The sequence below is a fragment of the Methylotenera versatilis 79 genome, assembly GCF_000384375.1.
GTDB classification, from domain to species: Bacteria; Pseudomonadota; Gammaproteobacteria; order Burkholderiales; family Methylophilaceae; genus Methylotenera_A; species Methylotenera_A versatilis_B.
The window spans coordinates 1,004,131-1,029,711 of the sequence record NZ_ARVX01000001.1 but is presented as its reverse complement, the minus strand read 5'-3'; the positions used below and the strand labels follow the sequence as shown (position 1 = coordinate 1,029,711).

Here is a 25,581-nt window from a genome sequence, read left to right as displayed (position 1 = left end):
TTTTATTTTTATACGCGAGACCCTCTAACCTATATTGGTTAATGAATCCCCCCCCCTGTACCTGTGAATAATTACTTAGATCGAAACTCTCGTAATCATTAAGGTAATTTCGAGCTTTAGATTCATTTATTTAATTAATAATAAAATGACATCTAAATTTATTGGTCTCTAAGCATTCAACATGAATACGCTATGCCCGCCAGCGGCTGCGATTTCTAGCGCACGCTTAGCCTGCGATTGACCTTTTACCTCATTGAAATCGGCATAATGATTTTTATGTTGCAGCGCATTTGATTGATATTGCGGAATAATGGTGTGACCGCTGAGATGTGCACACACTTCTAACAGCGAGTTTGCGGCATAAATAATGGCATCTTTTACCAAACTGGCTTCTTCTGCACTGGCTTGGGGCAAAATAAAAGCACGCTTGGTTTTGGTGCTATTTTTGACCATTTGATACGTCATGGCTAACGCACCGCGAATAGGTCGTAACTCACCAGTTAACGCTAATTCTCCAGCAATTTCGTAACGACTTAATGCGTCTTTAGGAATCTGCCCGCTTGCCGCCAAAATGCCCAAAGCAATCGGCAAATCATAACGTCCGCTTTCTTTAGGTAAATCTGCAGGGGCAAGATTAACTGTAATGCGTCGCGCAGGAAATTCGAATTGCGCCGTCTGAATAGCCGCACGCACGCGGTCTTTACTTTCTTTCACCTCAGCTTCTGGAAGACCTACGATAGTAAAGCTAGGCAGCCCATTTGCAAGATGCACTTCTACGATGACTTCGGGTGCTTCCATACCATTTAAGGCACGGCTATGTAGCACGGCTAAACTCATTGTTGCTTAATCTGCTCTGATGATATTGATTCTTTTAGTATCTGCTTTTCTAGCCCGGCAAGTTTTGTTTCTAAGCTTTCAAGTTGTTCGCGAGCGTGTCGTAATACCTCTGTTTGCACATCGAACTCTTCACGCGTGACTAGCTCCATTTTGGTGAGTGCGCCCTTAATTAGTGCATGAATGTTTTTGTCGACATCTGCTAAAGGCGATGTTTTTACTATGTCTTTGATTTTATTTGATAAATCTTGAAATTGAGATGAATTAAACATAATATTTCCTCGCTATTTTGGTGCAGTTTAACAGATTTTCACCGTTAGTTAATAACTACAGCTTACAAACATAAAACATAACGCATTGATTTTAATCACTTTTATTTTGGCACGCGCTTTGCTAGTCAATATCGTGGTTAAAACTACTTAATATTTTTACAACAACGTTAGGGGATACACAATGCGTAATTCATTATTATCAATCGCAGTACTAAGCGCTCTCGCAGTACCGACATTATCTTACGCTGAAGATGCGGTTGCACCAGCTGCTGAAGCAGCACCAGTATCAAATTTTACAGTAACATCAAACGTGGGTTTTGTTTCTGATTACTACACACGTGGTATTTCACAATCATGGCACAAGCCAGCGCTTCAAGGCGGCTTTGATATTGCGCATTCAAGCGGTTTGTTTGTTGGTGTATGGGGTTCAACTATTTCGCCAAACACATTTCCAGATGCTCCCGTTGAGTTAGATCTTTATGGTGGTTACAACGGTACGATTGATGCAGTTGAAGGTTTAGGTTACTCAATTGGCGCGATTGGTTATTTCTATCCGGGCGGAAGCTGGAAAAAATATTATGTTGCAGGAACACAGCAAACACCTAATGGCGGTCGCTGGGACACTTATGAAGGCAACGTTGGTTTATCTTACAAATGGATCAGTGCAAAAGCATCTGTTACTTTAGGTGACTGGTTTGGTGCTGAGAAAAAAACAGGTTGGGACGGCGGCACTAGCGGTACAACTTATATAGAGTTAAATGCTGCTTATCCATTGCCTTGGTACGGCTTGACATTGATTGGTCACGTTGGTCATTTAAATGTATCAGGCAAACTTGATTTGACACAAGGTAGCAGTGCTAACGCACTGAATGAAGATGATCCTGACTACACAGACTATAAAATCGGTTTGAGTAAATCATTTAAAGTGGCTAGCTCAGAAGGCTGGAACGCTGGTGTGTATTACACAGGCGCATCTGATACAGGTTACTGGAGCACCCGTGGCTTTGGTGGTGCAAGTTTCAACAATCGCTCAGAAGTTAAAGATCTAGCGGATGCTCGTTGGATTGTAACGATTGGCCGTGTATTTTAATTTTTAAGTTATATTAGAATGGTAAGCCAACGCAAATGCCTGGCTTGCCCATTACCTACCAACTGGAGAACAACATGAAATTTGTATCCGCAATTATCAAGCCTTTTAAGCTTGATGAAGTGCGTGAAGCCTTGTCGAATATAGGTGTACAAGGCATCACTGTCACAGAAGTGAAAGGGTTTGGTCGTCAAAAAGGCCATACTGAGCTATACCGTGGTGCAGAATATGTAGTCGATTTTTTACCGAAAGTAAAACTCGAAATCGCCATTAAAGATGACATGCTAGACCAAGTGGTGGATGCGATTGAAAAAGCTGCTGCAACGGGCAAAATTGGCGATGGCAAGATTTTTGTCTTCAATTTAGAACAAGTTTATCGCATCCGTACCGGTGAAACCGGGCCAGAAGCGCTATAAGGGGCATATAAAATGAAAAAATTATTATCTGTTTTATCGCTAGTTGCCCTGATGAGCATTGGTGCAGTGAGCACGAATAGTTTTGCAGAAGATTTACCAGAAGCAGCTGCAGCGACTGTTGAAACGGTAACTGATGGTGCAACTACTGTAGAGACCACAACCGTAGAAACGGTGACGGAAAATGCAGCCGCGGCCGCACCTGCAGAAGCTGTTCCAGCAGCGGCACCAGCTACATTGGACTCTGGCAGTACGAGTTGGATGATTGTGGCAACAGTATTAGTGTTGCTAATGATTATTCCTGGCCTGGCATTATTTTATGGCGGATTAGTACGTGCTAAAAATATGCTATCAGTACTCATGCAAGTATTTGCAATTACTGCGGTGGTTTCTGTAATTTGGGTTGTATATGGTTATAGCCTGGCATTTACAGATGGCGGTAGTTTAAATGGCTACATTGGCGGGTTTAGTAAAGCATTTTTATTAGGTGTTACTCCAAGCTCTCTTAATGGCGTGATTCCTGAATATGTCTTTATCACATTCCAATTAACATTCGCATGTATTACACCAGCGTTGATTGTGGGTGGTTTTGCTGAGCGCATCAAGTTCTCTGCGGTGCTATTGTTTGTCGCATTATGGGTAACTTTTGTATATCTCCCAGTAGCACATATGGTTTGGGGCGGCGGCGTCTTGGCAGCACTTGGTGCTAAAGACTTTGCAGGCGGTACCGTTGTTCACATTAATGCAGGTATTGCTGCATTGATTGGTGCAATACTAATAGGCAAGCGTATTGGCTATGGCAAAGAAGCAATGACCCCTCACAGCATGGTGATGACAATGATTGGTGCTGCATTACTGTGGGTGGGATGGTTCGGCTTTAACGTCGGTAGTGAGTTGGCTGCTGATGGAGTCGCTGCATTGGCTTTAATTAATACACAAGTTGCAACAGCAGCGGCAGTATTAGCTTGGATGTTCGTAGAATGGTTTGCAAAAGGTAAGCCTTCAATGTTGGGTGCGGCTTCAGGTGCAGTCTCTGGTTTGGTTGCCATTACACCAGCATGTGGTTTTGTAGGTCCAATGGGTGCAATCGTCTTAGGTGCTATCGCAAGTATTGTCAGTTTCTGGGCTGTTACTAGCCTAAAAAGCAAGCTTGGTTACGACGATTCTTTAGATGTATTTGGTATACATGGTGTTGCAGGCATTATCGGTGCTATCGGTACTGGCGTGTTTATGAGCGCTGGTTTAGGTGGTGTTGGTTATGCAGAAGGCATCACGATGTCTAGCCAAGTAACGACACAAGCAATTGCAGTAGGTGTGACAATTGCTTGGGCAACTGTGGTTAGCTATATCATCTATAAAATCGTAGATATTGTAGTTGGCTTACGTGTATCAGAAGAATCAGAGCGTGAAGGCTTAGATACAACTGAACATGGTGAACGTGCTTATCATTACTAATAAGCATCATCAGTGACTTGATTATTTAAATCACTGATCATCATAAAAACGGACACTTAAGTGTCCGTTTTTTATTTGTAGCTAGCTATTCGATAATCGGAGCACCGACTTTTCAATCCAACTTAATTCCAATAATATTTACTCAATTGAATAAAACCCTAACCATTCCAAATGAATGGCAAAATATAGCCCAGCTATTGATAAAAAATATAAAAATAATGTGTTATTAAAATAGAAAAATTGGGAGAAAAAATGCTCGCAACATTACTAAGATTTGTTTGCAAAATACTATTTCGCGTCAAAGTACGCGGTTTAGAAAATATGCCGCAAACCAATCGACTATTGATTGTGGCTAACCATGAGTCGTTTTTAGACGGTTTTTTGCTGGGTTTGTTTTTACCGGTTAAAGCGACTTTTGTCGTACACACCACAGTATTAAAAAATTGGTGGTTCAGACAATTTTTACGCTTAACGCCTTATTTAGCAGTAGATCCCGCTTCGCCATTGGCTATGAAAAAAGTCATTAAATTATTAGATGACGGCCAAAACGTAGTTATTTTCCCAGAAGGTCGTATCACCTTAACCGGCGCTCTAATGAAAGTGTACGACGGCCCTGGTTTTGTTGCCGCAAAGACAAGCGCGACCATTTTACCAGTACGGGTCGATGGCGCTGCCGAGTCCTATTTCGGTCGACTATCTAGCGACCATCCACGTAAAATCTTCCCAAAAGTCACGCTGACCATTTTACCGACTACTCATATCGACGTTCCAACAACACACCATCACAACGCTTTATCATCTAAACAGCGTCGCCGTATTGCGGGCGAAGGCATGCGTACTGTAATGCAAAATATGCTGTTTCAGTCACAAAAAAGCCGCACGCTTTTTGAGGCGTTTTTGGATGCGATGGATAAGTTTGATGGCAACTATAAGCTCATTGAGGACATGAACGAAGTTGAAGAAACCTATCAAGCTTTACTTAAAAAAAGTCTGGCGCTAGGTCGAATCGCTTGTAAAGTCAGCGCGCCAAATGAAGCAGTTGGCGTATTAATGCCAAATGTCACCAATACCGTTGCACTTATTTTAGGCATGAGTGCATTTAATCGTATTCCGGCGTTGCTGAATTACACATCTGGCAGCGCTGGTATGCAAAATGCCTGTATTGCTGCTAACGTTAAAACCGTTATTAGCTCACGCAAATTTATAGAAGCCGCTAAATTAGAAAATGAAATCGCACATCTAGAAAACTTAAACATTGTCTATTTAGAAGACTTGCGCGCTCAATTCAATGTGCTGGATCGTGCATGGTTAATGGGTTATGCACTACATTATCCGCGCGTGGCAATGGAAATTGGCCAGCCAGACCAACCGGCAGTCATTTTGTTTACATCTGGCAGTGAAGGCAAGCCTAAAGGCGTCGTACACTCGCACCAAACTATTTTGGCCAATATCGCACAGATCATGGCTATACTTGATTTTAACCCGAGCGACAAATTTATGATGGTGCTGCCATTTTTTCACGCATTTGGATTCACAGGTACACTTTTGCCGATTTTTAATGGCATTAAAACATTAGTATTTCCATCGCCATTACAATATAAGGTGATTCCAGAAGTCATCTACGACCGCGGTTGTACTGTGTTATTTTCAACCAGCACTTTTTTAGGCAATTACGCCAAATTTGCCCATCCATACGATTTTTATAAATTGCGTCTTGTGATTGCCGGTGCTGAAAAACTCAATGAGGAAGTGCGCAAAACTTACGCTGATAAATTTGGCATTCGCATATTGGAAGGCTACGGCACAACAGAATGCGCGCCCGTTGTTTCTGCCAACACGGCGATGGCTAACTTAAATGGCACTGTTGGGCAATTTGTACCCGGTTTAGAACACAAGCTAGAAACTGTGCCCGGCATAGAAGATGGTGGTTTATTACATGTGCGTGGTGAAAACGTGATGATGGGCTATTATTTATTTGATGCGCCTGCCGTTTTGCAACCGCCAAGCAGTGATTTCGGCACAGGCTGGTACAACACGGGTGATATCGTCAAAGTAGATGCTCAGGGCTTTATTCATATCAAAGGCCGCGTTAAACGTTTTGCCAAAATAGCTGGTGAAATGGTTTCGCTTGAAGTGGTGGAAAAAATCGCCAGCACTGCCGCGCCAGAACACCAACATGCGGCCAGCACCCAAACAGACGTGCAACGTGGCGAAACTATTATTTTATTCACCACCGACCCTGCATTAAAACGCGAAGACCTTCAAATGGTAGCTAAAAACTTAAAGCTGCCTGAAATTGCCGTTGCGCGCAAAATTGTACAAATAACAGAATTACCCGTATTAGGCACCGGTAAAACGGATTATGTAACGCTGAAACAGATGGCGGAATCGGCATAGTGAATATAGTTAATTAAATTTTTTAATGATATTTAAGTGTTAACTAATACAAGCTTGGTCTGTAAATCTCGTCAAATAAACTAGCCATAAGGTAAAACAAATGATGCAAGAAAGCACGCAATGAGCAATCAGTTTGAGCTGTTAAAGCAACAGCGTTTTCGTCCTTTTTTCTTTACGCAGTTTTTGGGTGCATTTAACGATAACGTCTTTAAAACGGCGCTTATCACCTTAGTCGCATTTCATACCGTTAGTTTAAGCAGCATCGACGGTGGCACGCTAACAACTTTGCTGCCAGGCGTGTTTATTTTGCCGTTTTTTTTGTTCTCTGCCACAGCAGGCCAAATCGCCGATAAATTTGAAAAATCTTCCATCATCCGCTTAGTTAAGTTATTTGAAATCGCCATTATGTTATTTGCCAGCAGCGGCTTTTATCTGCATAACATTTGGCTATTGTCCGCCGCTCTGTTCATGATGGGCATGCATTCCACCTTATTTGGCCCAGTCAAATACTCTTATTTACCGCAACATTTAAAAGAAAACGAGCTTGTCGGTGGCAATGGCATGGTGGAGATGGGCACCTTTATTGCCATTTTGCTTGGCCAAGTTTTAGGCGCATGGTTGGGCAGTTTGTCGGAGCATGAATTATTCACCAGCATCAGCATTTTGCTGATTGCAGCAATGGGTTATTGGACAAGTCGCGGCATACCAAAATCACCAGCGGCGGATGCCAACTTAAAAATTAACTGGAACCCAGTCACGGAAACTTACCGCAGCATAAAATTAATATGGTCGCAGCAAACCATTTGGCTAGGTATTGTTGCCATTTCATGGTTCTGGTTTTACGGCGCAACGTTACTGGCGCAATTTCCTAATTTAGCCAAAAATGTGCTGTACGGCGATGAAAGTGTGTTTATTTTATTGCTGAGTATATTTTCGCTTGGCATCGGCATCGGTTCACTATTATGCGAAAAACTGTCAAAAGGTCGCGTAGAGCTTGGGTTAGTCGTGTTTGGCGCAATTGGCTTAACGATTTTTGGCGCAGACTTATATTGCTCCAGTAGCAATATTCATCTAGCGGGAAGTGCATTTATACAAAACTATCAAAGCTTTTTTCGTACATTCAGCCACTGGCGTTTACTGGCTGACGTACTGTTAATCGGCTTATTCGGCGGCTTTTATATTGTGCCTTTATATGTGTTAATCCAAACGCGCGCGCAAAAAGGCTTTCAATCGCGTGTGATTGCCGCTAACAACATTATGAATGCTTTATTTATGGTGGTATCGGCTGGTTTTTCATTGCTGCTATTCAATCAAGGTTTAAATATTCCACAACTATTTTTAGTAACCGCCTTGTTGAACGCGATAGTGATCGTTTACTTATGCATTCGCCAACCCGAATATATTCGCACCTTTCAATCGTGGATTAAGCGATTATTTTGAGCATTTATTAGGCGTTAACTCTTTCACTTAATCACAACCTGTTTGCGCTTTCTAGCTATAATCATCTCTTTACTCGGCTCACTTTTAAAATCACCGCATGCCTACTCAATCACTCAACAATGTAGCCAAAAAATTTCAACACGCTATTTGGCACGCTTCTAATAAACTCGGTCCTTATGCGCCGTTAATCGCGATGCTTTTATTGGGATTAATCATCCTTTCATTATCGCGTTTAGGTTTGGTTTTATGGAAGTTTGACCGCGTGAGCGCAACAGGGAAATTAGCCGAAGTTTTGTTGCAAGGCATTCGCGTCGATATTATTCAGTTAAGTTTATTGAGCTTGGTTCCGCTGTTATTAGCGCCATTTTTGGCGATTAAACAATGTTTTAAAGCATGGCAAAAATTCACTTATGTGTGGGTAATATTCGCCATTGTTTTACTGGTTTTTTTAGAGGCTGCAACGCCTGGATTCATCGCAGAATATGACGTACGGCCTAATCGCTTATTTGTAGAATACCTAAAATATCCGCATGAAGTTATTGGCATGCTATGGGGCGGATTTAAAATTCATGTATTTGCCAGCATCGGTTTTGTGATTCTAACTATTTGGTTAATGCGCCGTTTTATGCAGCCTTGGTTACAAGCCACACCTAGTTGGTCTAACAAAAAAACATGGATAGTTTGGCCATTTATATTCTTATTAGCCGCATTTGCCATACGTTCTACCATCGGCCATCGCCCTGCAAACCCAGCATTATTCGCCATCACGCAAGACGGTATGGTGAATAGTCTGGTGTTAGATTCGGGCTATTCTGTGATTTACGCTATTTACGATTTGCAGCACGAAAGCAAATCTAGCCAGATTTACGGCAAAATGAATAGGGCCGAAATTTTCAAACTCACAGGTGCAACTGACAGTGAAATCCCAACGTTAAAAACCTTAGTTCCTTCTGCCAAGCGCGAAAAACCGCTTAACTTAGTCATCATTCTGCAAGAAAGTCTGGGCGCAGGTTTTGTAGAATCATTGGGCGGCAAACCAGTGACGCCTAATCTAGAGAAACTCAAAAATGAAGGCATGTGGTTTGAACAATTATATGCAACTGGTACGCGCTCAGTGCGCGGCATTGAGGCTGTGACAGCAGGTTTTCAACCAACGCCATCTGAAAGCACAGTTAAATTATCACTCAGCCAGAAAAACTTTTTCACCCTTGCCAGCCTGTTAACTAAACAGGGTTATAACGCGGAATTTATCTATGGCGGCGAATCACATTTCGATAATATGCGCAGCTTTTTCTTGGGCAATGGTTTTAACCAGATCACCGATCAAAAAGATTACAAAAACCCGATATTTATGGGCAGCTGGGGCGCATCTGATGAAGATTTGCTCAACAAAACGCATGAGCAATTAATGGCGCATCATGCCAGCGGAAAACCGTTTTTCACCTTGGCGTTTTCATCGTCTAACCATGCGCCATTTGAATTCCCAGATGGTCGAATCAAGTTGTATGAGCAACCAAAAGCGACTGACAATAACGCGGTTAAATATGCAGACTACGCGATTGGGCAGTTTTTTGAAAAGGCCAAAAAAAGCCCTTATTGGAAAGATACGCTATTTTTAATCGTGGCCGATCACGACATCCGTGTGCGCGGCAATACGCTGGTGCCGATTGAGCATTTCCATATTCCTGGCCTGATTTTAGGCGCCGATATTAAACCGCAAGTGATTAAAAGTATCACTAGCCAAATTGATTTACCGGTGACAGTTTTATCGTTAATGGGCATCAATGGCCAGCACCCAATGACAGGTCGTGATTTATCCAGCGAACCAGCTGACCATTTGGGTCGCGCGATGATGCAATATAACTACAATTTTGCCTGGATGCAGCAAACGGCTGACTCGAATAATGTGGTTGTGTTACGCGAAGGCAAAGCACCCGCGCATGGCGTGTATGATGCAAAAGCCAAACATTTGAATGAAACTGCGCCTCCAGCCAACGCGAAAGAAATCGAGCAGCGCGCACTCGCCAATGCGCTATTGCCAGCTTTATTGTATAGCGAGCAACGCTACCACTTGCCAAAATGAGTGCTAAACAAGCTTCAGTGCTCACCAGCCAAGTCATCCGCGACGGATTATTTTATATCCTGTGCGGCGGTTTGCGCATTAAAAACGGGCATTTACCTATTGAGCAACATGTTATTCCCAATCACTTTATTGGCGTATGTGTAGCTTCAAACGCTAACCCAGCAACCGATGATTATATTGTTGAACAACTGCAAAAACTGGGTATTAAGCGCGTACGTTTAGATTTTACTTATGGCGACTTAACCAGTTTTAACGCACGGTTTTTGCGGCGATTGATTGCTGAAAAACTTGAAATCACTTTGCACATTTTACAACCGTTTGCAGCGGCTAAAAATATGCAGAGCCCATCTGAACAAACTATTTGGCGACAGTTTTTAGTAGAAGTATTAAGCGCATTTGGTGACCAAATCCGCGCGATTGAAATCGGCAACACACTTAACCGTAAACGCTGGGCAGGCTATACATTAGATGGTTTTTTAAGCGTGTGGGCAATCGCACATGCTGAAATCAAAGCGCACGGCATCACGCTTATCGGCCCTAATATTCAAGATTTTGAGCCGTTATATAACATCAGCTTACTTAAAACGCTCAAAAATCTGCATCAATTACCTGACATCCACAGCGACAATTTATTCGTTGAACGCGTGACTGAGCCAGAGCGTTTTGATCACCGCATATTTAAATATCAATGGGCGCGCGTTTTTAAATATAACCTGATTAAGAAAGCGCGTTTACTGCAAAAAATTGGGCAAGATTTTGGTGTTAATCGCACTGTATCTTCTGTCGCATTTTGGGCAATTTATCGTATTCAACGCCTTTTACCAGATGGCTTACAAAAACAAGCGGATTATGCCGCGCGCTATTTTCTATTACTGGCGGCTTCTGGCAGCTTGACGCACAGCAATTGGGGCGCACTGATTTGTCAGCGGGAAGGCTTGGTAACTGATGGACTAACCGAAGCGGATTATCCCGATTTAGAGCGTGTTGCTTATTATAAAAATGCCGATGGCGAACTGAAAAACTATCAACATCACCCTAGTTTTAATGCCACAAAAACAGTGGCGAATCTCATACAAGGCGCGCAATATATCGCACCGATTGCGACTGCCAATGGCTTAGAGATTCACCATTTTAAAAAAAATGCTCAACATTTCCATGCTGCGTGGACAATTAACGGCAAAGCCGCATCTTTAAGTGAAATTTATCCTGCAGATGCTTTGCAAACCGCAAAAATAATCAGCCGCGATGGTGATGTATTGACGCAAAAACCAGACTTAATTACTGAGTCGCCAATCTATTTACTGTGGGAAAATGTTGCGCCTGCGACGTGTAACCCTACATTAGCGAAAGATGTGGCGATTCATGCGCACGTTGCGGATTTGCAATATGTTGAATTTAAAGACGGTGATTGGCAAGGTTTGGTATTAGCCAAAAATTGGGAAGATGCGCAATTAATCATACAAAAATTGCATCCAAATAGTTTGCAAGTACCCAATAAAGACGGTGCATTACGTCATGCGCGCAATGCTATTTGGGCTGTGGCTGATCCTAGATTTGACCCTGGAAATGCTAACACGCAAACAACGCCAAAACAGTTAACCATCAAACAACCCGTAAAAATGTATCCGCATAAAGCATTTTTAGATCGCTTTAAACCGAGCAAAGCCAAACGTAGCTGGAATGGCGCAATGGAATTAATGCGGCGCGGTATTAGTACGGCGCAACCAGTGGCTTATTTTGAAAAATTGGGCGATACCACATTGAAGCAAAACTTTTATCTGTGTGAGTTTGTGCCTGCCGATGCCAATATTGGACAGATTTTTGCTGCTTATTCTAGAGGTGAGTTTGATTTTCATGGCTTAAAGCCTGAAATGGTTTATACGCAGTTGGCTATTTATTGTCACGCCATGCACAGCCGTGGCGTGCATTTTAGAGATTTATCTGGCGGCAATATTCTGGTGAATATTGTCCAAAAAAATGGGTTAAGTCATCCACAGTTAAGTTTTTCATTAATCGATACCGCACGCATCCACAGCTATAACCATGGCATTGCGCTTAAATTGAGAATCGCCGACTTGACGCGTGCCTGTCACAAACTGCATTGGGCAGGACGTGTACGTTTTATGCAGATTTATCTAGGACTTTCTGGCATGCAATTTACTTGGCAGCATCGTTTACAATTTCAATTATACGATTTTAAAGTTTCATTAAAACGCACAATTGGGCGCAAAGGCATTAAACGCCTGATGAAGCGCATAAAGGGAAATACTTAAGCAATGGAATCTCATGATAATCATGAGATGCTTTTACGCGGTTTAGATAGCGTTTAATTTTTGGCTAAGCGTAATATAACTTTACGTTATGCAGTTGTGAAAGCAGACGAATTAGACTTAGAAATTTAAACCAAAGGAGAATTATTATGTGGACAACACCAGCTGCTACTGAAATGCGTTTCGGTTTCGAAGTAACAATGTACGTAATGAATAAATAATTTTTTGTTCAGATTATAAAAAGGGTGCTTTAAGCGCCCTTTTTTATTGCCTGCGCTTTATACAAAAAGAATTTTTCTTAGATTGATGTCGTTTATATTTCTGCTAGTAAAGTCAGCGCTAAAATGTAATGATGAATTTTTACAGTTATTATTGAATATTAAAACTAAGCAAATATCTAAACAAACATGACCACCTTATTATGACTACATTGTTTATTTCCCACGGCGCACCCACTTTAGCGATTGAGTCTGGTGAAACTGGCAAACTACTATCAACATTAGGCGTAACATTACCGCGTCCAGATGCTATTTTAGTAGTTTCTGCACATTGGGATACGCCGACTGCCAAAGTGAGTAACGCGATTAAACCCGAAACAATCCATGATTTCGGCGGCTTCCCAAAAGCCATGTATGACATTCAATATCCAGCTAACGGCTCGCCAATGTTGGCAGATAAAACAGCGCGTTTACTTGAGAATGCAGGCATCGTAATCCAGCAGGAGAGTCGCGGTTTAGACCACGGCGCTTGGGTGCCGCTGAAGTTAATGTTTCCAGATGCGGATATTCCAGTGGTGCAACTTTCCATTCAAAGTCAGCCCTCAAAAAACCTGACTAATCAAAACTTAGCAGAACAAAGATTACAAGCACCTAGCGCGCATTACGCTTTAGGTCGAACAATCAGCGCGCTGCAAAATGACAACATCATGATTATTTGCAGTGGCGCGATTACGCACAATTTACAGGATTTTTTTAGCACGAAAATTGATGTAGAAGCTTTAGATTACGTTGCAAAATTTGCCGATTGGATGGGCGAAAGAATTGCACTTAACGATATAGATAGCTTAATAAACTATCGCACTCAAAGCCAATTTGGCCAACAAGCGCATCCATCAGAAGACCATATTTTGCCGCTGTTTGTGGCATTAGGTGCTGCAAAAGGTAAGCCAATTCGCTATCAGCCAGAAATCACGTATGGCATTTTGGCGATGGATACTTATGTTTGGAGTTAACTGTGTGAAATTAAAATTTATTAGTCTTATTTGTTTAAACTAATCAATTATTTAGGCACTACAAAGCCTTTAGGTAAAAACACCCAAATCTTACCTGACTGCTTCATCGCACCAGCTTGCTTACCAGCATTATCGCCCGCGCCCCAAAAGTAATCAGCACGTACGCCACCTTTAATCGCGCCGCCTGTATCTTGTGCCATCATCAAACGTTTTAATGGTTTCACACTATTAGGTTGAGTTGCAGATAAGAATATTGGCGCACCCAAAGGCACGTATTTTGGATCTATCGCCACACTGCGTTCTGCCGTAATTGGCACGCCAAGCGCACCCAATGGACCTGGCAAGTTCGCGGGTAACTCTCTAAAAAAAACATAACTTGGATTACTATTAAGTAAATCACGTAACTTATCTAGATTATTGCGCGCCCAATTTTTAATACCTTGCATGGATGCTTGATCAGCCGTTAATTCACCGCGCTCAATCAATAAACGCCCAATCGAGTTATAAGGATGGCCATTTTGATCCGCATAGCCGACATGCACTTGTTTGCCGTTATCTAGATTAACCAAACCAGAACCTTGAATCTGCAAGAAAAACACATCAATAATATCGTTAATCCATATAATTTCGCTGCCTGCTAATGGCGATGGACTGGCCTCAATTTCTGCACGCGTCATATACGGTATTAGTTTTTTTCCGCCTTGTTTGGTTTCTACTAGTTTGCCACGTATGCGTTTGTACTTAAGTTCTGGATAGATATCGGCTAATTCTACCGTGACAATATCGTTTGGCTGTTTGTACAATGGATAAGGATATTGAGCGGATTGCTTGCGGCTACCTTGCAGCAAAGGTTCATAATAACCAGTCACCAAGCCTGTATTGCTGCCATCTAAATTAGTCGCCGTATAAACATCAAACTGCGCTGTTAAATATTCAATAATGCTTGCGCTATTGGGTTTTGAAAGTGTTTTGGCTGCATTGCAAGCTGATTGCCATTGCGGCTTATTCTTTAATGTACTGCAACTTTGCAGCCAAGCGCTCCAAGCTCCGCTTAAATCATCTTCCAGCAAACCATCAACATCTTCCCATTTTGCCGGTTTAAGCAGACTGTAATCTGGCACAGCCTTACTATCTGGCTTAACTTCTGGTGAGTTGTTATCGGGCAATTGTGTGCCTGACGGCAATTGAATTGGCACTTGACTTGGTATTTGTTCTGGCGCACTAGGTTTTACAACCGCTGGCTTAGTATTTTTTTGGCCACAAGAAACCGTTAACAAGGCCAATAAAATGATGATGAATAAGCGTTGCATCAACTTAATCTGCTTAATGAAGCACTCGTGGCTGAGATAATACGAATGGCTCAATAACCGCCTCAAACTGGGTGCCATCAACGGCTACCATCAAATAGGTACCGTGCATTTCACCTTCTTGCGTATTTAACATGGTGCCGCTGGTATATTCAAAACTTTCATTGGGTTTTAATAAGGGCTGCGCACCAATAACACCTAAACCTTTTACTTCCTGTACTGCTGCATTGGCATCGGTAATCACCCAATGGCGGCTAATTAACTGTGCTGCAACATTACCAACATTGGTAATCGTCACAGTGTAAGCAAAAGCAAATCGGCTTTCTTCGACACTCGATTGATCGGGCAAATAAGCCGTTTGTACAGAAACAGAAAATGCGTAATGGCTTTGTGTGGTCATATTTTTATTAACTAAGCCTGCTGAATCAAACCGGATGTAGGTGAACTTGGGCTAGCCGAATAGAGCTTTTTAGGCATTCTACCCGCAAGAAAAGATTCGCGACCTGCTTCAATCGCTTTCTTCATCGCGCCTGCCATCATCACAGGGTCGCGCGCCGCGGCAATTGCGGTATTCATTAAAACACCCGCACAACCAAGCTCCATCGCGATTGCAGCATCGGCAGCACTACCGACACCAGCATCTACTAATACAGGGATTTTGGCATTTTCAATGATAATCTGCAGATTCCATGGATTTAAAATGCCCATACCAGAACCGATTAATGAAGCCAACGGCATCACCGCGCAACAGCCGATATCCTCTAGTTGTTTGGCAATAATCGGGTCATCAGAAGTATAAACCATCACATCAAAACCATCTTTTACTAATACTTTTGCGGCGGAAATGGTTTCAATCACATTTGGGTATAGCGTATTAGGGTCACCTAACACTTCTAATTTCACCAATTTGTGACCATCTAATAACTCGCGCGCCAAACGCAAGGTGCGCACCGCATCGTCTGCTGAATAACAACCGGCAGTATTGGGCAAATAAGTAAATTCTTCTGGCGGCAAATACTCTAATAAAGATGGCTCGCCTACAGTTTGGCCAATATTGGTACGTCGAATCGCCACCGTGACGATTTGCGCACCACTCGCGTCAATCGCTGCACGCGTTTCGGTAAAATCTTTGTACTTACCCGTGCCAACCAACAAACGTGAGTGGTAAGGTTTACCTGCAATAATGAGTTGTTCTGTCATATTTAACTTAGTCTAATCTAACTTTATTGAATGTGAATTTATGCTGTGCGAATGTGCTAAAAATATAATCACTTGTTTACTTAACCGTATTTATTGTTAAGTTTTGAGTGTTAAGTATTGGATATTAAGCTGAAGTTAACCACCACCGACAGCACCAACGATTTCCAGCTTATCACCATCTTGCAAATGTACATCAGCAAATTGACTACGTGGCACGATTTCACCGTTTCGCTCTATCGCCAAACGCTTGCCTGTTAAATCTAACACGACAACCAATGATGCAACTGTCAATTCAGCAACGTCAAAAACCCTAGCATTACCATTAATCAAAATATTCATGATTACCCAATTTCAAACATTAACCTTAAATATATTCAATTTATATATTCAGCATGTCTTATTTCTGCAATATTTTTACGCTGTAATAGTGAAAAATTATTTTGTTATTCCGCAAAAACTTGTATTCCATAACAACTTTTGCGCGTTAACCACAAAATAGTCATGATTTTATTGATTTATTCACCCAATATACCAACTGAGTGAATTTTTTTGATAAATTGTTTTCATATGCAACAGAAACAAAATTTCTGTTGTTTTAAATCCCAAAAGGAAAACCAAGATGCAAGCGTTAAATGTAAAACCTGTTTCACTACCAAGTCTGGCCTTAAAACCACATCTGACTAATGAAATTTACGAACCGTCCCTGAATCAAAAATCCGATAAAGCTAAAGTACAAGAAACCAATATCTTAAGCTTACAAAAACCTAGAAATATGAAAAGACTTTTAGAAGCTTACAGTGATTGCGTATAACGCTTTAAAACAATATTAAAGTTCAGCAGTAAAAAAACCGTTGTAAATCTCAGAAACACATCAGACTAATGGGTCGCTTTACAGCAACCCATCATCTGCATTTGTTTACAACGCCATTAACAATTACTCAATCGCTAATTGTGGACGGCCTGCTTCTGGCCAATCTAAGTGATAGAACTGACCGCGCGGTTGATCTTTACGCTCATAAGTATGTGCGCCAAAGAAATCACGCTGACCTTGCAATAGGTTTGCAGGCAAATCTGCACTGCGATAACCATCGTAATAAGCTAAAGCTGCCGCAAAGCCTTGTGCTGGAATGCCGTTGGTGACTGCTAGCGCAATCACTTTGCGCCAACCTTCTTGGCCATCATTCATTGAGTTGGTGAAATACGGATCTAACATCAAGTTTTTCAAGCGTGAATTCAATGCATAAGCATCAGTGATTTTTTGCAGGAAACGTGCGCGAATGATACAACCACCGCGCCAAATTTGTGAAATTTCACCAAAATTCAGTTTCCAGTTGTAAGCCACTTGTGCCTTGTCCATCAATTGAAAACCTTGCGCATAAGCGCATATTTTTGAACAATATAACGCGTTTTTAATCGCTTCAATAATCGCTGCTTTATCTGTTTGTTTAACAAGCACTGGGCCTTTTAAGATTTTGCTTGCTTCAACACGCTCTTCTTTTAAGCTTGATAATGCACGCGCATACACTGCTGCTGCAATCGCGTTAGCTGGTGCGCCAAGCTCAAGCGCATTCGCAGCAGTCCACTGACCAGTACCTTTTTGACCAGCTGTATCCAGAATTTGGTCTACCAAGAAGCCTTTACCTGCAGGGTCTTTTTGTTGCAAGATATCCGCAGTAATTTCAATCAAGAAACTTGATAGTTCACCTTTATTCCACTCGGCAAATACTTTACCAATTTCATCAGCAGGCATACCAAGTAGATTTTTCATCAACCAGTAAGCTTCGCAAATCAATTGCATATCGATATATTCAATACCGTTGTGCACCATTTTTACGTAGTGACCAGCACCGTCTGGGCCGATATATTCTGCACATGAAAAACCGCCTTCAACTGGCTTACCTGGTGCGCCACCTTCTAATGGCTCGCCTGTAACTGCGTCAACTTTGGCTGCGATATCGCGCCAGATTGGTTCTAAGCTAGACCATGCTTTGCGTGTGCCTGATGGCATTAATGATGGGCCAAAACGTGCGCCAGTTTCGCCGCCTGATACGCCAGAGCCGATAAATTCGATGCCTTTAGCAACCAACTCTTTTTCGCGACGGATCGTGTCTGTCCATAAGGAGTTGCCGCCATCAATGATGATGTCGCCTTGCTCTAAGAAAGGCAATAATGCGTTAATCGTTACATCGGTCGCGCTACCGGCTTTAACCAATAAAATAATTTTGCGTGGGCGTTTGATGCTTAATACGAAAGAAGCTAAATCTGCATGACCCACGACATTCTCATGTGAGGGCTCATTTTTTTTGCATTCTTCTACAAAGTTCAGCATTTTTTTAGGGTCGCGGTTATAAACCGCAATGGTGTAGCCGTGATCAGCAATATTTAGGGCAAGATTTTGGCCCATAACAGCAAGGCCAACTAGGCCAATATCAGCGTTTTTTGTGGTGGTCATATCATTCTCAAAAATTAATTAAATGGGTAATTTAAACTAAAAAAGAAACGAGCAGCTTGTGGCTATCGTTCCAAATAAACTCTTTAACTAGCGGAGCACTAACTAATTAAACTGACTCGTTTATTCAATTTGTCCGACTAGTAGAAGATTTTTTAATTTGCTACTTTTACTTAACACAACTTTTACTACAAAAAATTCTAACGCCTCGTTGCGCCAAAACTTAAAAACTTATAAAACATTGCCAAACATTTGTATGGCTAATTGATAACCTGTCATGGCCAATTGCGGGTCATAACGTTCACCTTCGTCGCGCATGAATGCGTGCTGGCCATTGAATTCGTGCCATGTAAAACTTAAATTGGCTTCTGATAATTTTTGATTCACCAATACACGCCCTGCAGTCGGGATGTGGTTATCTTGCTTGCCCCAAATCATCATCAACTCGCCTTTAATATCCGCAAGTCTATCCATGCTGTGCTGATTCGGCTTATTCGGGATGATGTTTGTGTGTAAATCTGTGGCATAAAAACAGGCCGTCGCTTTCACTTCTGGTTGCAATGCCGCGCGGAACGCCAAATGTCCGCCGATACAGAAACCCATTGCGCCTAAATTGCCGTCGTACCAATCTTGCGTATTTAAATATTCAATCATGGCGCGATTATCAGTATCGTAACCTTGCACATCTTTGGCAGATTTATCTGCATTTCCCTTATCGCGACCTGCATCGTCATAACCTAGGATAGTGCCAATCGGGTTAAGTTCATGAAAAACTTCAGGCACCAATACTGCATAGCCTTGACCAGCCATAAATCGCGCCGCACGCTCAATTGGCCCAGTTTGCTGGAAAATTTCAGAGTAAAACAAAATTGCAGGGACTTTTTTGCTGTGAATTGGGCGGTGCACATAAGTGCGCATCACGCCAGTTGGTGTATTTAAATCAACAATATCCGTTTTGATTTGCATTATTTTGTTCCAAAACTTGGGTTTTTAGGGTTAATAATCAACTAATGCTCAATATTTTACAGGGCTTTATAGTCATGTTCACGCAAAATTTGAATAAAGAGCATAATTTATCAACGTAATGGTTCTCTTTGAAGTTTTTATAGCTCGCTTAGAATTAATATTTTTTAACGCTGTCACTATCACACACGCCGATAGTGTAAACCCATACAGAAAGTTGTTTTATGCGCCTAGCATCACTTCTAACATTAATGGTTTTAACCCCGTTTTTTTGTCAAATTTCTAACGCTGAACCCAACTCAGAATTGACTTTCAAACTAAAAGCATCGGTGACCAAAGTGCACGTTATCACCAAAAATGGCGGCCATGGTGTGGGCACTGGCGTGGTGGTTGGCAAAGATTTAGTTGCGACCAATTGCCATATTTTAGCTAACGCAAATGGCGTTAATATTACAAAGTTTGGTGATAGTTATGTGCCCGTTAGTTTAAAGGCCGATTGGAAACACGATTTATGCATTTTACGTTTTCAATATGTCGACTTAATACCCGTTGAATTAGGCGACTCTGAAAACTTAAAATATGAGCAAGCGATGTTTTCAATTGGATTCCCTGGCGGACCACCAAAGCCATTAACCACTTTTGGCAAAATCAAAGCCTTATATCCTTTAGATGACAGCCAAGTTGTGCGCACCAGCGCTTCATTTGTGATGGGCGCCAGCGGTAGCCCCGTTTTTGATAGCGATGGAAAGTTAATCGCAATCAGCACTTTTAAAAGCCCTGGCCAAGGCGCTTATTACTACAATATTCCAGTTAAGTGGGTGAAAGCGTTATTAGCCGCGCCCGAATCGACTGAAACCACTTCCTTAAAAACAACCGAGTCACCTTTTTGGGATGCATTAGACGAAAATCGCCCGTATTTTATGCGCGTGGTATTGCCATATCAAAACAGTAAATGGGATGACTTAAATACCATTGCACAGGCTTGGGTTAAAGCCGAGAGCCGCAGTGCAGAAGCGCATTATTATTTGGGCGTGGCGCAAGATAAATTGGGTAAGACCGAGCAAGCGAAACAAACCTTTGCGCAAACACTTCAATTACATCCACAACATCCAGCCACGCTTTTTGCGTTGGGCTTAATTGCACAAAGAGAAGATAATCAACAAGAATTAAACCGTTTAAAAATGGCGATGAAAGAAGTGAATAACGATGTGTTAACTGAATTTAATCAAGCGTTAAATCCGACTGTTGAAACGACAGTTAATAATGGTGTTTCTAGCAGTGTTCAAGCAAAATAAAATGCTTAAGCATATTCGGTTAAGTCGCCTACTTAACCCATTTATTTTGGCAAAAATGTGTCTAAAAACAGGTGTAGAAACAAGCCTAGTCGCGCTTGTTTTCTGCGGCACTGTGAACGCTCAAGACACAAACGCCTTGTCAGCAGATAACCAGAATATTGAACCTAGCGACGAATTGATTCATCAACTCAAAGAATCCATTGTTAAAGTGGGCAGCACACTTAAAAATGGTGGGCATGGCTACGGCACAGGCGTTGCAATCACTAAAGATCATGTCGTCACCAATTGCCATGTGCTGCAAAGCTCAAACGGCATGAGCATTACCAAATGGGGCGAACCGTTTGCGCCTGCCGCCATTATTGCTGACTGGCCGCACGATATTTGCATATTGCGTTTTGAATGGGCGAATCTTAAACCTGTGGTTTTGGGCGATTCTGAGAATTTGCAATATGAGCAGCCCATTATTTCCATCTCAATGCCAGGCGATTCACCCGCGCCATATGTAGCATTGGGCAAAATCAAAGCGTTATATCCGTTTGATGGCGCAAATGTAATACGCGCATCTGCTGCGTTTGCAATCGGTGCCAGCGGCAGCCCTGTATTTGATTATGATGGCAAGTTGATTGCTATTAGCACATTGAAAAGTCCTGGGCAAAAAGCTTACTTTTACAACATGCCTGTCAAATGGGTGAAAGAATTATTATTAAAGCCAGAAATCGCTTTATATCAACCTGATGGAACGCCTTTTTGGGATGCGCCAGATGAGTTAAGGCCATTTTTTATGCGCGTAGTGTTGCCATATCAAAATGGACATTGGGCTGAATTAAAAACGGTGGCAACCGCATGGCTGGTAAAAGAGCCAAATAATGTGGAAGCTTTGTATTACTTGGCTACGGCTGAGGATAAACTGGGCGATGCGAGCAAGGCAAACCAATATTATCAGCAAGTGTTAAGATTGCACCCGAATCACCCAGCAACGCTGATTGCATTGGGCTTGATGGCAAATCGCGCTGGAAACAGTACAGACGTCGAGAAAACCCATATTGCACTTAAGGCAATCGACCCCGCGTTGGATGAGGAATTTAACGAAGCATTAGTATCTGCGCATTAAGTAATAATTTGCGCTTAAAAAAGTGTTAACTATTCACAAAAAACTATTGTTTTTATGCGTTAATTTCTTGCGTCAATCATGATGTGCGGCACGGCTTAAACGATCTAAAATAGCTAACCATTCTGGTGCATCAGGCGGCAATTGTACTAATAATTGCGCCACATTCAAGGCATCTAAGTGATGCAGCACGCCATACAATCGCTCTGCAACGATGGCAGAATTTTTAGGCAATTGCACGACTTCAATAATCAACTGCTCGTTTGCCAATTGATTATTTTGCTGACCATCATCAATCAACAAAACAGCGCATGTTTGAGTACTACTCTGTTGATAGCAAGTTAATGCTTCAACACTATCAAAAAGTTTAATCGGCGTTTTAGGGGAATAATGCAGTAAATGCTGACCAGGCACTTTTGGTAGATTGACTGAACCAACCAATGCTGACTTATCCGCAACCGCAGCAATTTCAGCTTCAGTAATCATGCCGTGACGCAGCAATTGCCAATCATCGCCACTCACACTAACAATCGTCGATTCAATACCCACTTGGCACGCCCCGCCATCTAACACGGGCAAATCTGTGCCCAAACCCGCTTCAACGTGTGCTGCTGTTGTTGGACTTAATTGTGTGTATTTATTGGCAGAAGGTGCCGCCAAACCCAAACCGCTTTGTTTGAGTAATTTTAGCGCCAGCAGATGACTGGGAACGCGCAATGCAACCGTTGGCTCACCCGCTCTTACAATGCTAGAAACACTGTCTTTTGCGGGCAACACCAAGGTAAACGGCCCAGGCCAGAATGCACTGGCTAACTTTTGTGCTAATGGTGGAAACTCTGCTGCCCAATCATTCACTTGATTGATACTGCTGATATGCACAATCAAAGGATTATCGGCTGGGCGCTGTTTAATGGCATATATTTGACGCAAAGCAGTTTCATTTGCCGCGTCCGCAGCCAAGCCGTAAACCGTCTCGGTTGGAATCGCGACAACTTCGCCATTTTTTAATTTGGCAATGGCTTCGTCTAAACTAATGCGCATGGTTAACTAGTGTGATTAAAGGCGTTATTTTACTATTTAAACCTATTTAAGCTAAGGTTAACTTACGCAGTATTTGCGTCGTGATGAGATAGAATAAGCACATCTTAAACACTTAAAGAAAACAATATGAGTCAAATCAAAGTAGAAAAAAATCCAAGCCAAGCACATTTAGAGTCTTTAGGCGTCAGCAAATGGCCGACATGGCAGAAAGAAGTATCGGTATTTCCATGGACATTTCATGAGCAGGAAATCGCTTATATTTTAGACGGCGAATGTGTGATTACGCCAACTGGCGGCACACCTGTGACTTTTGGAAAAGGTGATTTAGTGACTTTTCCAGCAGGCATTACAGCCAGTTGGGAAGTGAAAAAGCCGCTACATAAACACTACAAATTAGATGGCAATGCCTTAACGCAAGCTTGGGTGCGTATTAAAGCAAAGATTGGTTTGTAAATCTGTACCACTTTTGTGCTTTCTTTAACACCTTAGTGCAAAAATCATCACTTTAAACGACATTTAATCACCCGCTACCCGCTTAAAAAATAGCGCCGCTGCCTTGTAAGGCTTATAACAAGGGCGTTTAAGCAAATTACTCATTGATCAATTTCATTGGCATAACTCCTGCTTATTATTACTTGCAAACCATGCAATGATAAAAAGGAGTACTAAAATGAGTCGGCAAAAACGTTCGGAAGTTGAGCTTTCACCCAATATGCAAAATTTAGCGCTACGCTCAGATGATTTTGCAGGGGATGAATTTGATGAGTATAGCGAAACAGGTATTGAAACAAGCTTGAAATTTAAAGGCCAAGAAATCGAAGAGAGTTACGGCGGCTTTGATGATTATGCGCTGGGTATTTAGTGTGTTGGCGTTTACTGCTTACGTAATTAACGCGCAATGATGGTGCATTAATTACGTATAGCAGCTATTTATTATCGCATTTGCATTTTCCTGCCTGACGAAACGTTAAGTTAACTCTAAAAGTTAACGCCAAATTTATGCCGGCTTTTACTGGCAAAATGCCATGAAACCGTAATCTTGATTCACCACCCCAAACCACCACATCGCTGTTTTCTAGTAACACTCTAAGCGTCTTATCTGTACGTTCAAATCCGCCAAATTGAAAAATAGCGGGCAAACCAAATGAAACTGAAACAATCGGTTGATTAAAATCTAGCTCGTTTTTATCTTGATGCAAACCCATTCGCGCACCCACTTTGTATTGATTGATTAAACAGGCGTCTGGGTCAAAATGTTCATATCCAACTGCGCTTGCAGCTTGCTGTGCTAGCTGTTTAAAAGAGTTTGGCATCGTTGGCCATGGTTTATTACTCAATGGATCATGCGTCGTATAGCGATAACCATTTTTATTGCTTACCCAGCCTAAATCACCACAATTACTCGTTTCTACAGACATGCTAAAACCACTTGGAGTGATCATTTTTCGTAGCGGTGCTACTTCAATTAATCGTGCTAAATCCGCCAATAGTTGCGCTTCACTAGCTAACGCATAGCCTTTTAATAGATAAGCATCTTTTACAATTTCTTGCGTGGCTGCTTGCTGATCAGCAAAAAGATCCGTCACTTTTTAGTTTCCAAATCCAACAGCGCACGTTTGCGCTCTACGCCCCAGCGGTAGCCCGACAACGATCCGTCCATTCGCACTACACGGTGACACGGAATCGCCACCGCCAACGTATTTGCCGCACAGGCACTTGCAACTGCACGCACCGCTTTTGGTGAGCCTATTGATTTGGCAATATCGCTATAACTGGCGGTGACGCCAGTTGGAATATGGCGCAAGGCCTGCCACACACGTTGCTGAAATGCGGTGCCTTGAATATCCAGCGGTAGCGTTAAACCTACCGCGGGCATCTGAATAAATCCCACCACTTTGGCTACCAGCGCTTCATAGTCACGATCTGCACCTATTAATTTTGCACACGGAAAAGCATCCTGCAGATCATTCAACAACTGAACTGCATCATCACCTAAAAATATCGCACATACGCCGCGCTCACTGCTTGCCACTAAAATCGTGCATGGATTTTTACCCAGTGAAAATTCACCAATCGCAAATTTAATCGTGGCGCTTGCACCGCCTGCTTTGTAATTTGAGGGTGTCATGCCCAGTATTTCTGTTGATTTTTCATAAAAGCGACTGTTAGAGCTATAACCTGCATCAAAAATTGCATCGGTCACACTGGTATTTTTAGTTGATTTATTTTTTATCCGTTTATTTTTGGTTAACTCGCTACGTATCTTTTTTGCACGATGCGCAGATGAATAGGCTTTTGGCGTTAATCCCGTCATTGATTTAAATATGCGATGAAAATGATAGGTGCTTAATCCTGCGTTTTTTGCCAAAGTTTCAAGGCTAATATTTTCTTCTGCCGCTTCAATCAAGCGACAACTTTGAGCTATTAATATGGCTTGGCTTTCTGCCAAATTAGTCTGTCCAGGCTTGCAACGTTTACAGGCACGGAATCCTGCCAGTTCAGCTTCTGCGCAACTGTCATGAAAAGCGACATGTTCTGGCCGTGGTTGGCGCGCGCCGCAAGACGGTTTGCAATATATGCCCGTGGTGCTTACTGAGTAATAGAATGTTCCGTCCACACTAGCGTCACGTGTTTGCACCTGTGCCCAGCGTGAATCTTTTTCGGTAGTTTCTACCTGAATAATTTTAGTGGATTGGTTCATCGTTGTTCAATTCTAATATACATAGAAAGTCTCAG

Annotated in this window: 24 protein-coding genes and 1 pseudogene; 14 read left to right on the top strand and 11 right to left on the bottom strand. The window is 42.1% G+C overall.

Annotated elements, in window-relative coordinates:
* Nucleotides 1-180: 180 nt before the first annotated feature.
* Together METVE_RS12570 and METVE_RS0105165 are read right to left on the bottom strand one after the other, a co-directional pair.
* A pseudogene (locus tag METVE_RS12570) lies at nt 181-837 on the bottom strand (magnesium chelatase domain-containing protein); the annotation flags it as partial.
* Nucleotides 834-1,106, bottom strand: coding sequence for an accessory factor UbiK family protein (locus tag METVE_RS0105165; protein WP_020167387.1), 273 nt, complete (start codon nt 1,104-1,106; stop codon nt 834-836). The gene METVE_RS0105165 and the pseudogene METVE_RS12570, both read right to left, overlap by 4 nt.
* A gap of 181 nt (nt 1,107-1,287) precedes the next feature.
* On the opposite strand from METVE_RS0105165, the gene METVE_RS0105160 reads away from it, so the two are divergent.
* The 9 genes from METVE_RS0105160 (at nt 1,288) to METVE_RS0105125 (ending at nt 13,482) form a co-directional block, all read left to right on the top strand.
* Nucleotides 1,288-2,196, top strand: coding sequence for a TorF family putative porin (locus METVE_RS0105160; RefSeq protein ID WP_020167386.1), 909 nt, complete (start codon nt 1,288-1,290; stop codon nt 2,194-2,196).
* Between the two features lie 74 nt (nt 2,197-2,270).
* The gene (glnK, locus tag METVE_RS0105155) at nt 2,271-2,609 is read left to right on the top strand and encodes a P-II family nitrogen regulator (protein WP_026362018.1); all 339 of its coding nucleotides are present in this window, start codon (nt 2,271-2,273) and stop codon (nt 2,607-2,609) included.
* A 12-nt stretch (nt 2,610-2,621) separates the two neighbouring features.
* On the top strand, nt 2,622-4,061 hold the full coding sequence (locus METVE_RS0105150) for an ammonium transporter (RefSeq protein ID WP_020167384.1): 1,440 nt from the start codon (nt 2,622-2,624) through the stop codon (nt 4,059-4,061).
* Nucleotides 4,062-4,313: 252 nt separating this feature from the next.
* Nucleotides 4,314-6,458: a bifunctional acyl-ACP--phospholipid O-acyltransferase/long-chain-fatty-acid--ACP ligase gene (aas, locus tag METVE_RS0105145; RefSeq protein WP_020167383.1), complete on the top strand. Its 2,145-nt coding sequence runs from the start codon at nt 4,314-4,316 to the stop codon at nt 6,456-6,458.
* A 120-nt stretch (nt 6,459-6,578) separates the two neighbouring features.
* The gene (locus METVE_RS0105140; protein WP_020167382.1) at nt 6,579-7,898 is read left to right on the top strand and encodes an MFS transporter; all 1,320 of its coding nucleotides are present in this window, start codon (nt 6,579-6,581) and stop codon (nt 7,896-7,898) included.
* Between the two features lie 97 nt (nt 7,899-7,995).
* A complete protein-coding gene (locus METVE_RS0105135) occupies nt 7,996-9,981 on the top strand; it encodes an LTA synthase family protein (RefSeq protein WP_020167381.1) in 1,986 nt (661 codons plus the stop codon).
* A complete protein-coding gene (locus METVE_RS0105130) occupies nt 9,978-12,254 on the top strand; it encodes a hypothetical protein (RefSeq protein ID WP_020167380.1) in 2,277 nt (758 codons plus the stop codon). Before METVE_RS0105135 ends, METVE_RS0105130 begins: the two co-directional genes overlap by 4 nt.
* 146 nt (nt 12,255-12,400) lie before the next feature.
* A complete protein-coding gene (pqqA, locus tag METVE_RS12885) occupies nt 12,401-12,472 on the top strand; it encodes a pyrroloquinoline quinone precursor peptide PqqA (protein WP_012777389.1) in 72 nt (23 codons plus the stop codon).
* 200 nt (nt 12,473-12,672) lie between these two features.
* The gene (locus METVE_RS0105125; RefSeq protein ID WP_020167379.1) at nt 12,673-13,482 is read left to right on the top strand and encodes a DODA-type extradiol aromatic ring-opening family dioxygenase; all 810 of its coding nucleotides are present in this window, start codon (nt 12,673-12,675) and stop codon (nt 13,480-13,482) included.
* A gap of 47 nt (nt 13,483-13,529) precedes the next feature.
* On the opposite strand, the gene mltA is transcribed toward METVE_RS0105125, so the two are convergent.
* The 4 genes from mltA to thiS form a co-directional block, all read right to left on the bottom strand.
* Complete coding sequence (mltA, locus tag METVE_RS0105120; protein WP_020167378.1) at nt 13,530-14,792, bottom strand: murein transglycosylase A; 1,263 nt, start codon at nt 14,790-14,792, stop codon at nt 13,530-13,532.
* A gap of 13 nt (nt 14,793-14,805) precedes the next feature.
* The gene (apaG, locus tag METVE_RS0105115) at nt 14,806-15,189 is read right to left on the bottom strand and encodes a Co2+/Mg2+ efflux protein ApaG (RefSeq protein WP_020167377.1); all 384 of its coding nucleotides are present in this window, start codon (nt 15,187-15,189) and stop codon (nt 14,806-14,808) included.
* Nucleotides 15,190-15,200: 11 nt separating this feature from the next.
* The gene (locus tag METVE_RS0105110; RefSeq protein ID WP_020167376.1) at nt 15,201-15,989 is read right to left on the bottom strand and encodes a thiazole synthase; all 789 of its coding nucleotides are present in this window, start codon (nt 15,987-15,989) and stop codon (nt 15,201-15,203) included.
* Between the two features lie 135 nt (nt 15,990-16,124).
* Complete coding sequence (gene thiS, locus METVE_RS0105105; protein WP_020167375.1) at nt 16,125-16,328, bottom strand: sulfur carrier protein ThiS; 204 nt, start codon at nt 16,326-16,328, stop codon at nt 16,125-16,127.
* A gap of 280 nt (nt 16,329-16,608) precedes the next feature.
* On the opposite strand from thiS, the gene METVE_RS0105095 reads away from it, so the two are divergent.
* Nucleotides 16,609-16,800, top strand: a complete 192-nt coding sequence (locus METVE_RS0105095) for a hypothetical protein (protein ID WP_020167373.1) — start codon at nt 16,609-16,611, stop codon at nt 16,798-16,800.
* Nucleotides 16,801-16,923: 123 nt separating this feature from the next.
* Here METVE_RS0105095 and gndA read toward each other — a convergent pair whose 3' ends face one another.
* Both gndA and METVE_RS0105085 read right to left on the bottom strand, forming a co-directional pair.
* The gene (gndA, locus tag METVE_RS0105090; protein ID WP_020167372.1) at nt 16,924-18,441 is read right to left on the bottom strand and encodes an NADP-dependent phosphogluconate dehydrogenase; all 1,518 of its coding nucleotides are present in this window, start codon (nt 18,439-18,441) and stop codon (nt 16,924-16,926) included.
* A gap of 228 nt (nt 18,442-18,669) precedes the next feature.
* Nucleotides 18,670-19,404 carry a dienelactone hydrolase family protein gene (locus METVE_RS0105085; RefSeq protein WP_020167371.1) on the bottom strand — a complete coding sequence of 245 codons (735 nt, stop codon included), beginning with the start codon at nt 19,402-19,404 and terminating at the stop codon, nt 18,670-18,672.
* Nucleotides 19,405-19,706: 302 nt separating this feature from the next.
* On the opposite strand from METVE_RS0105085, the gene METVE_RS0105080 reads away from it, so the two are divergent.
* Nucleotides 19,707-20,696, top strand: coding sequence for a trypsin-like peptidase domain-containing protein (locus tag METVE_RS0105080; protein WP_232415549.1), 990 nt, complete (start codon nt 19,707-19,709; stop codon nt 20,694-20,696).
* Between the two features lies 1 nt (nt 20,697).
* The gene (locus tag METVE_RS0105075) at nt 20,698-21,807 is read left to right on the top strand and encodes a S1 family peptidase (RefSeq protein ID WP_232415395.1); all 1,110 of its coding nucleotides are present in this window, start codon (nt 20,698-20,700) and stop codon (nt 21,805-21,807) included.
* 72 nt (nt 21,808-21,879) lie between these two features.
* Here the strand turns inward: METVE_RS0105075 and METVE_RS0105070 are convergent, their stop codons facing one another.
* Complete coding sequence (locus tag METVE_RS0105070; RefSeq protein ID WP_020167368.1) at nt 21,880-22,845, bottom strand: L-threonylcarbamoyladenylate synthase; 966 nt, start codon at nt 22,843-22,845, stop codon at nt 21,880-21,882.
* Nucleotides 22,846-22,971: 126 nt separating this feature from the next.
* On the opposite strand from METVE_RS0105070, the gene METVE_RS0105065 reads away from it, so the two are divergent.
* The gene (locus tag METVE_RS0105065; RefSeq protein ID WP_020167367.1) at nt 22,972-23,298 is read left to right on the top strand and encodes a cupin domain-containing protein; all 327 of its coding nucleotides are present in this window, start codon (nt 22,972-22,974) and stop codon (nt 23,296-23,298) included.
* Nucleotides 23,299-23,515: 217 nt separating this feature from the next.
* On the top strand, nt 23,516-23,707 hold the full coding sequence (locus METVE_RS12760) for a hypothetical protein (protein ID WP_157258780.1): 192 nt from the start codon (nt 23,516-23,518) through the stop codon (nt 23,705-23,707).
* A gap of 64 nt (nt 23,708-23,771) precedes the next feature.
* On the opposite strand, the gene alkB is transcribed toward METVE_RS12760, so the two are convergent.
* A complete protein-coding gene (alkB, locus tag METVE_RS0105055; protein ID WP_020167365.1) occupies nt 23,772-24,431 on the bottom strand; it encodes a DNA oxidative demethylase AlkB in 660 nt (219 codons plus the stop codon).
* Complete coding sequence (gene ada / locus METVE_RS0105050) at nt 24,428-25,546, bottom strand: bifunctional DNA-binding transcriptional regulator/O6-methylguanine-DNA methyltransferase Ada (RefSeq protein ID WP_020167364.1); 1,119 nt, start codon at nt 25,544-25,546, stop codon at nt 24,428-24,430. Before ada ends, alkB begins: the two co-directional genes overlap by 4 nt.
* Nucleotides 25,547-25,581 lie beyond the last annotated feature (35 nt).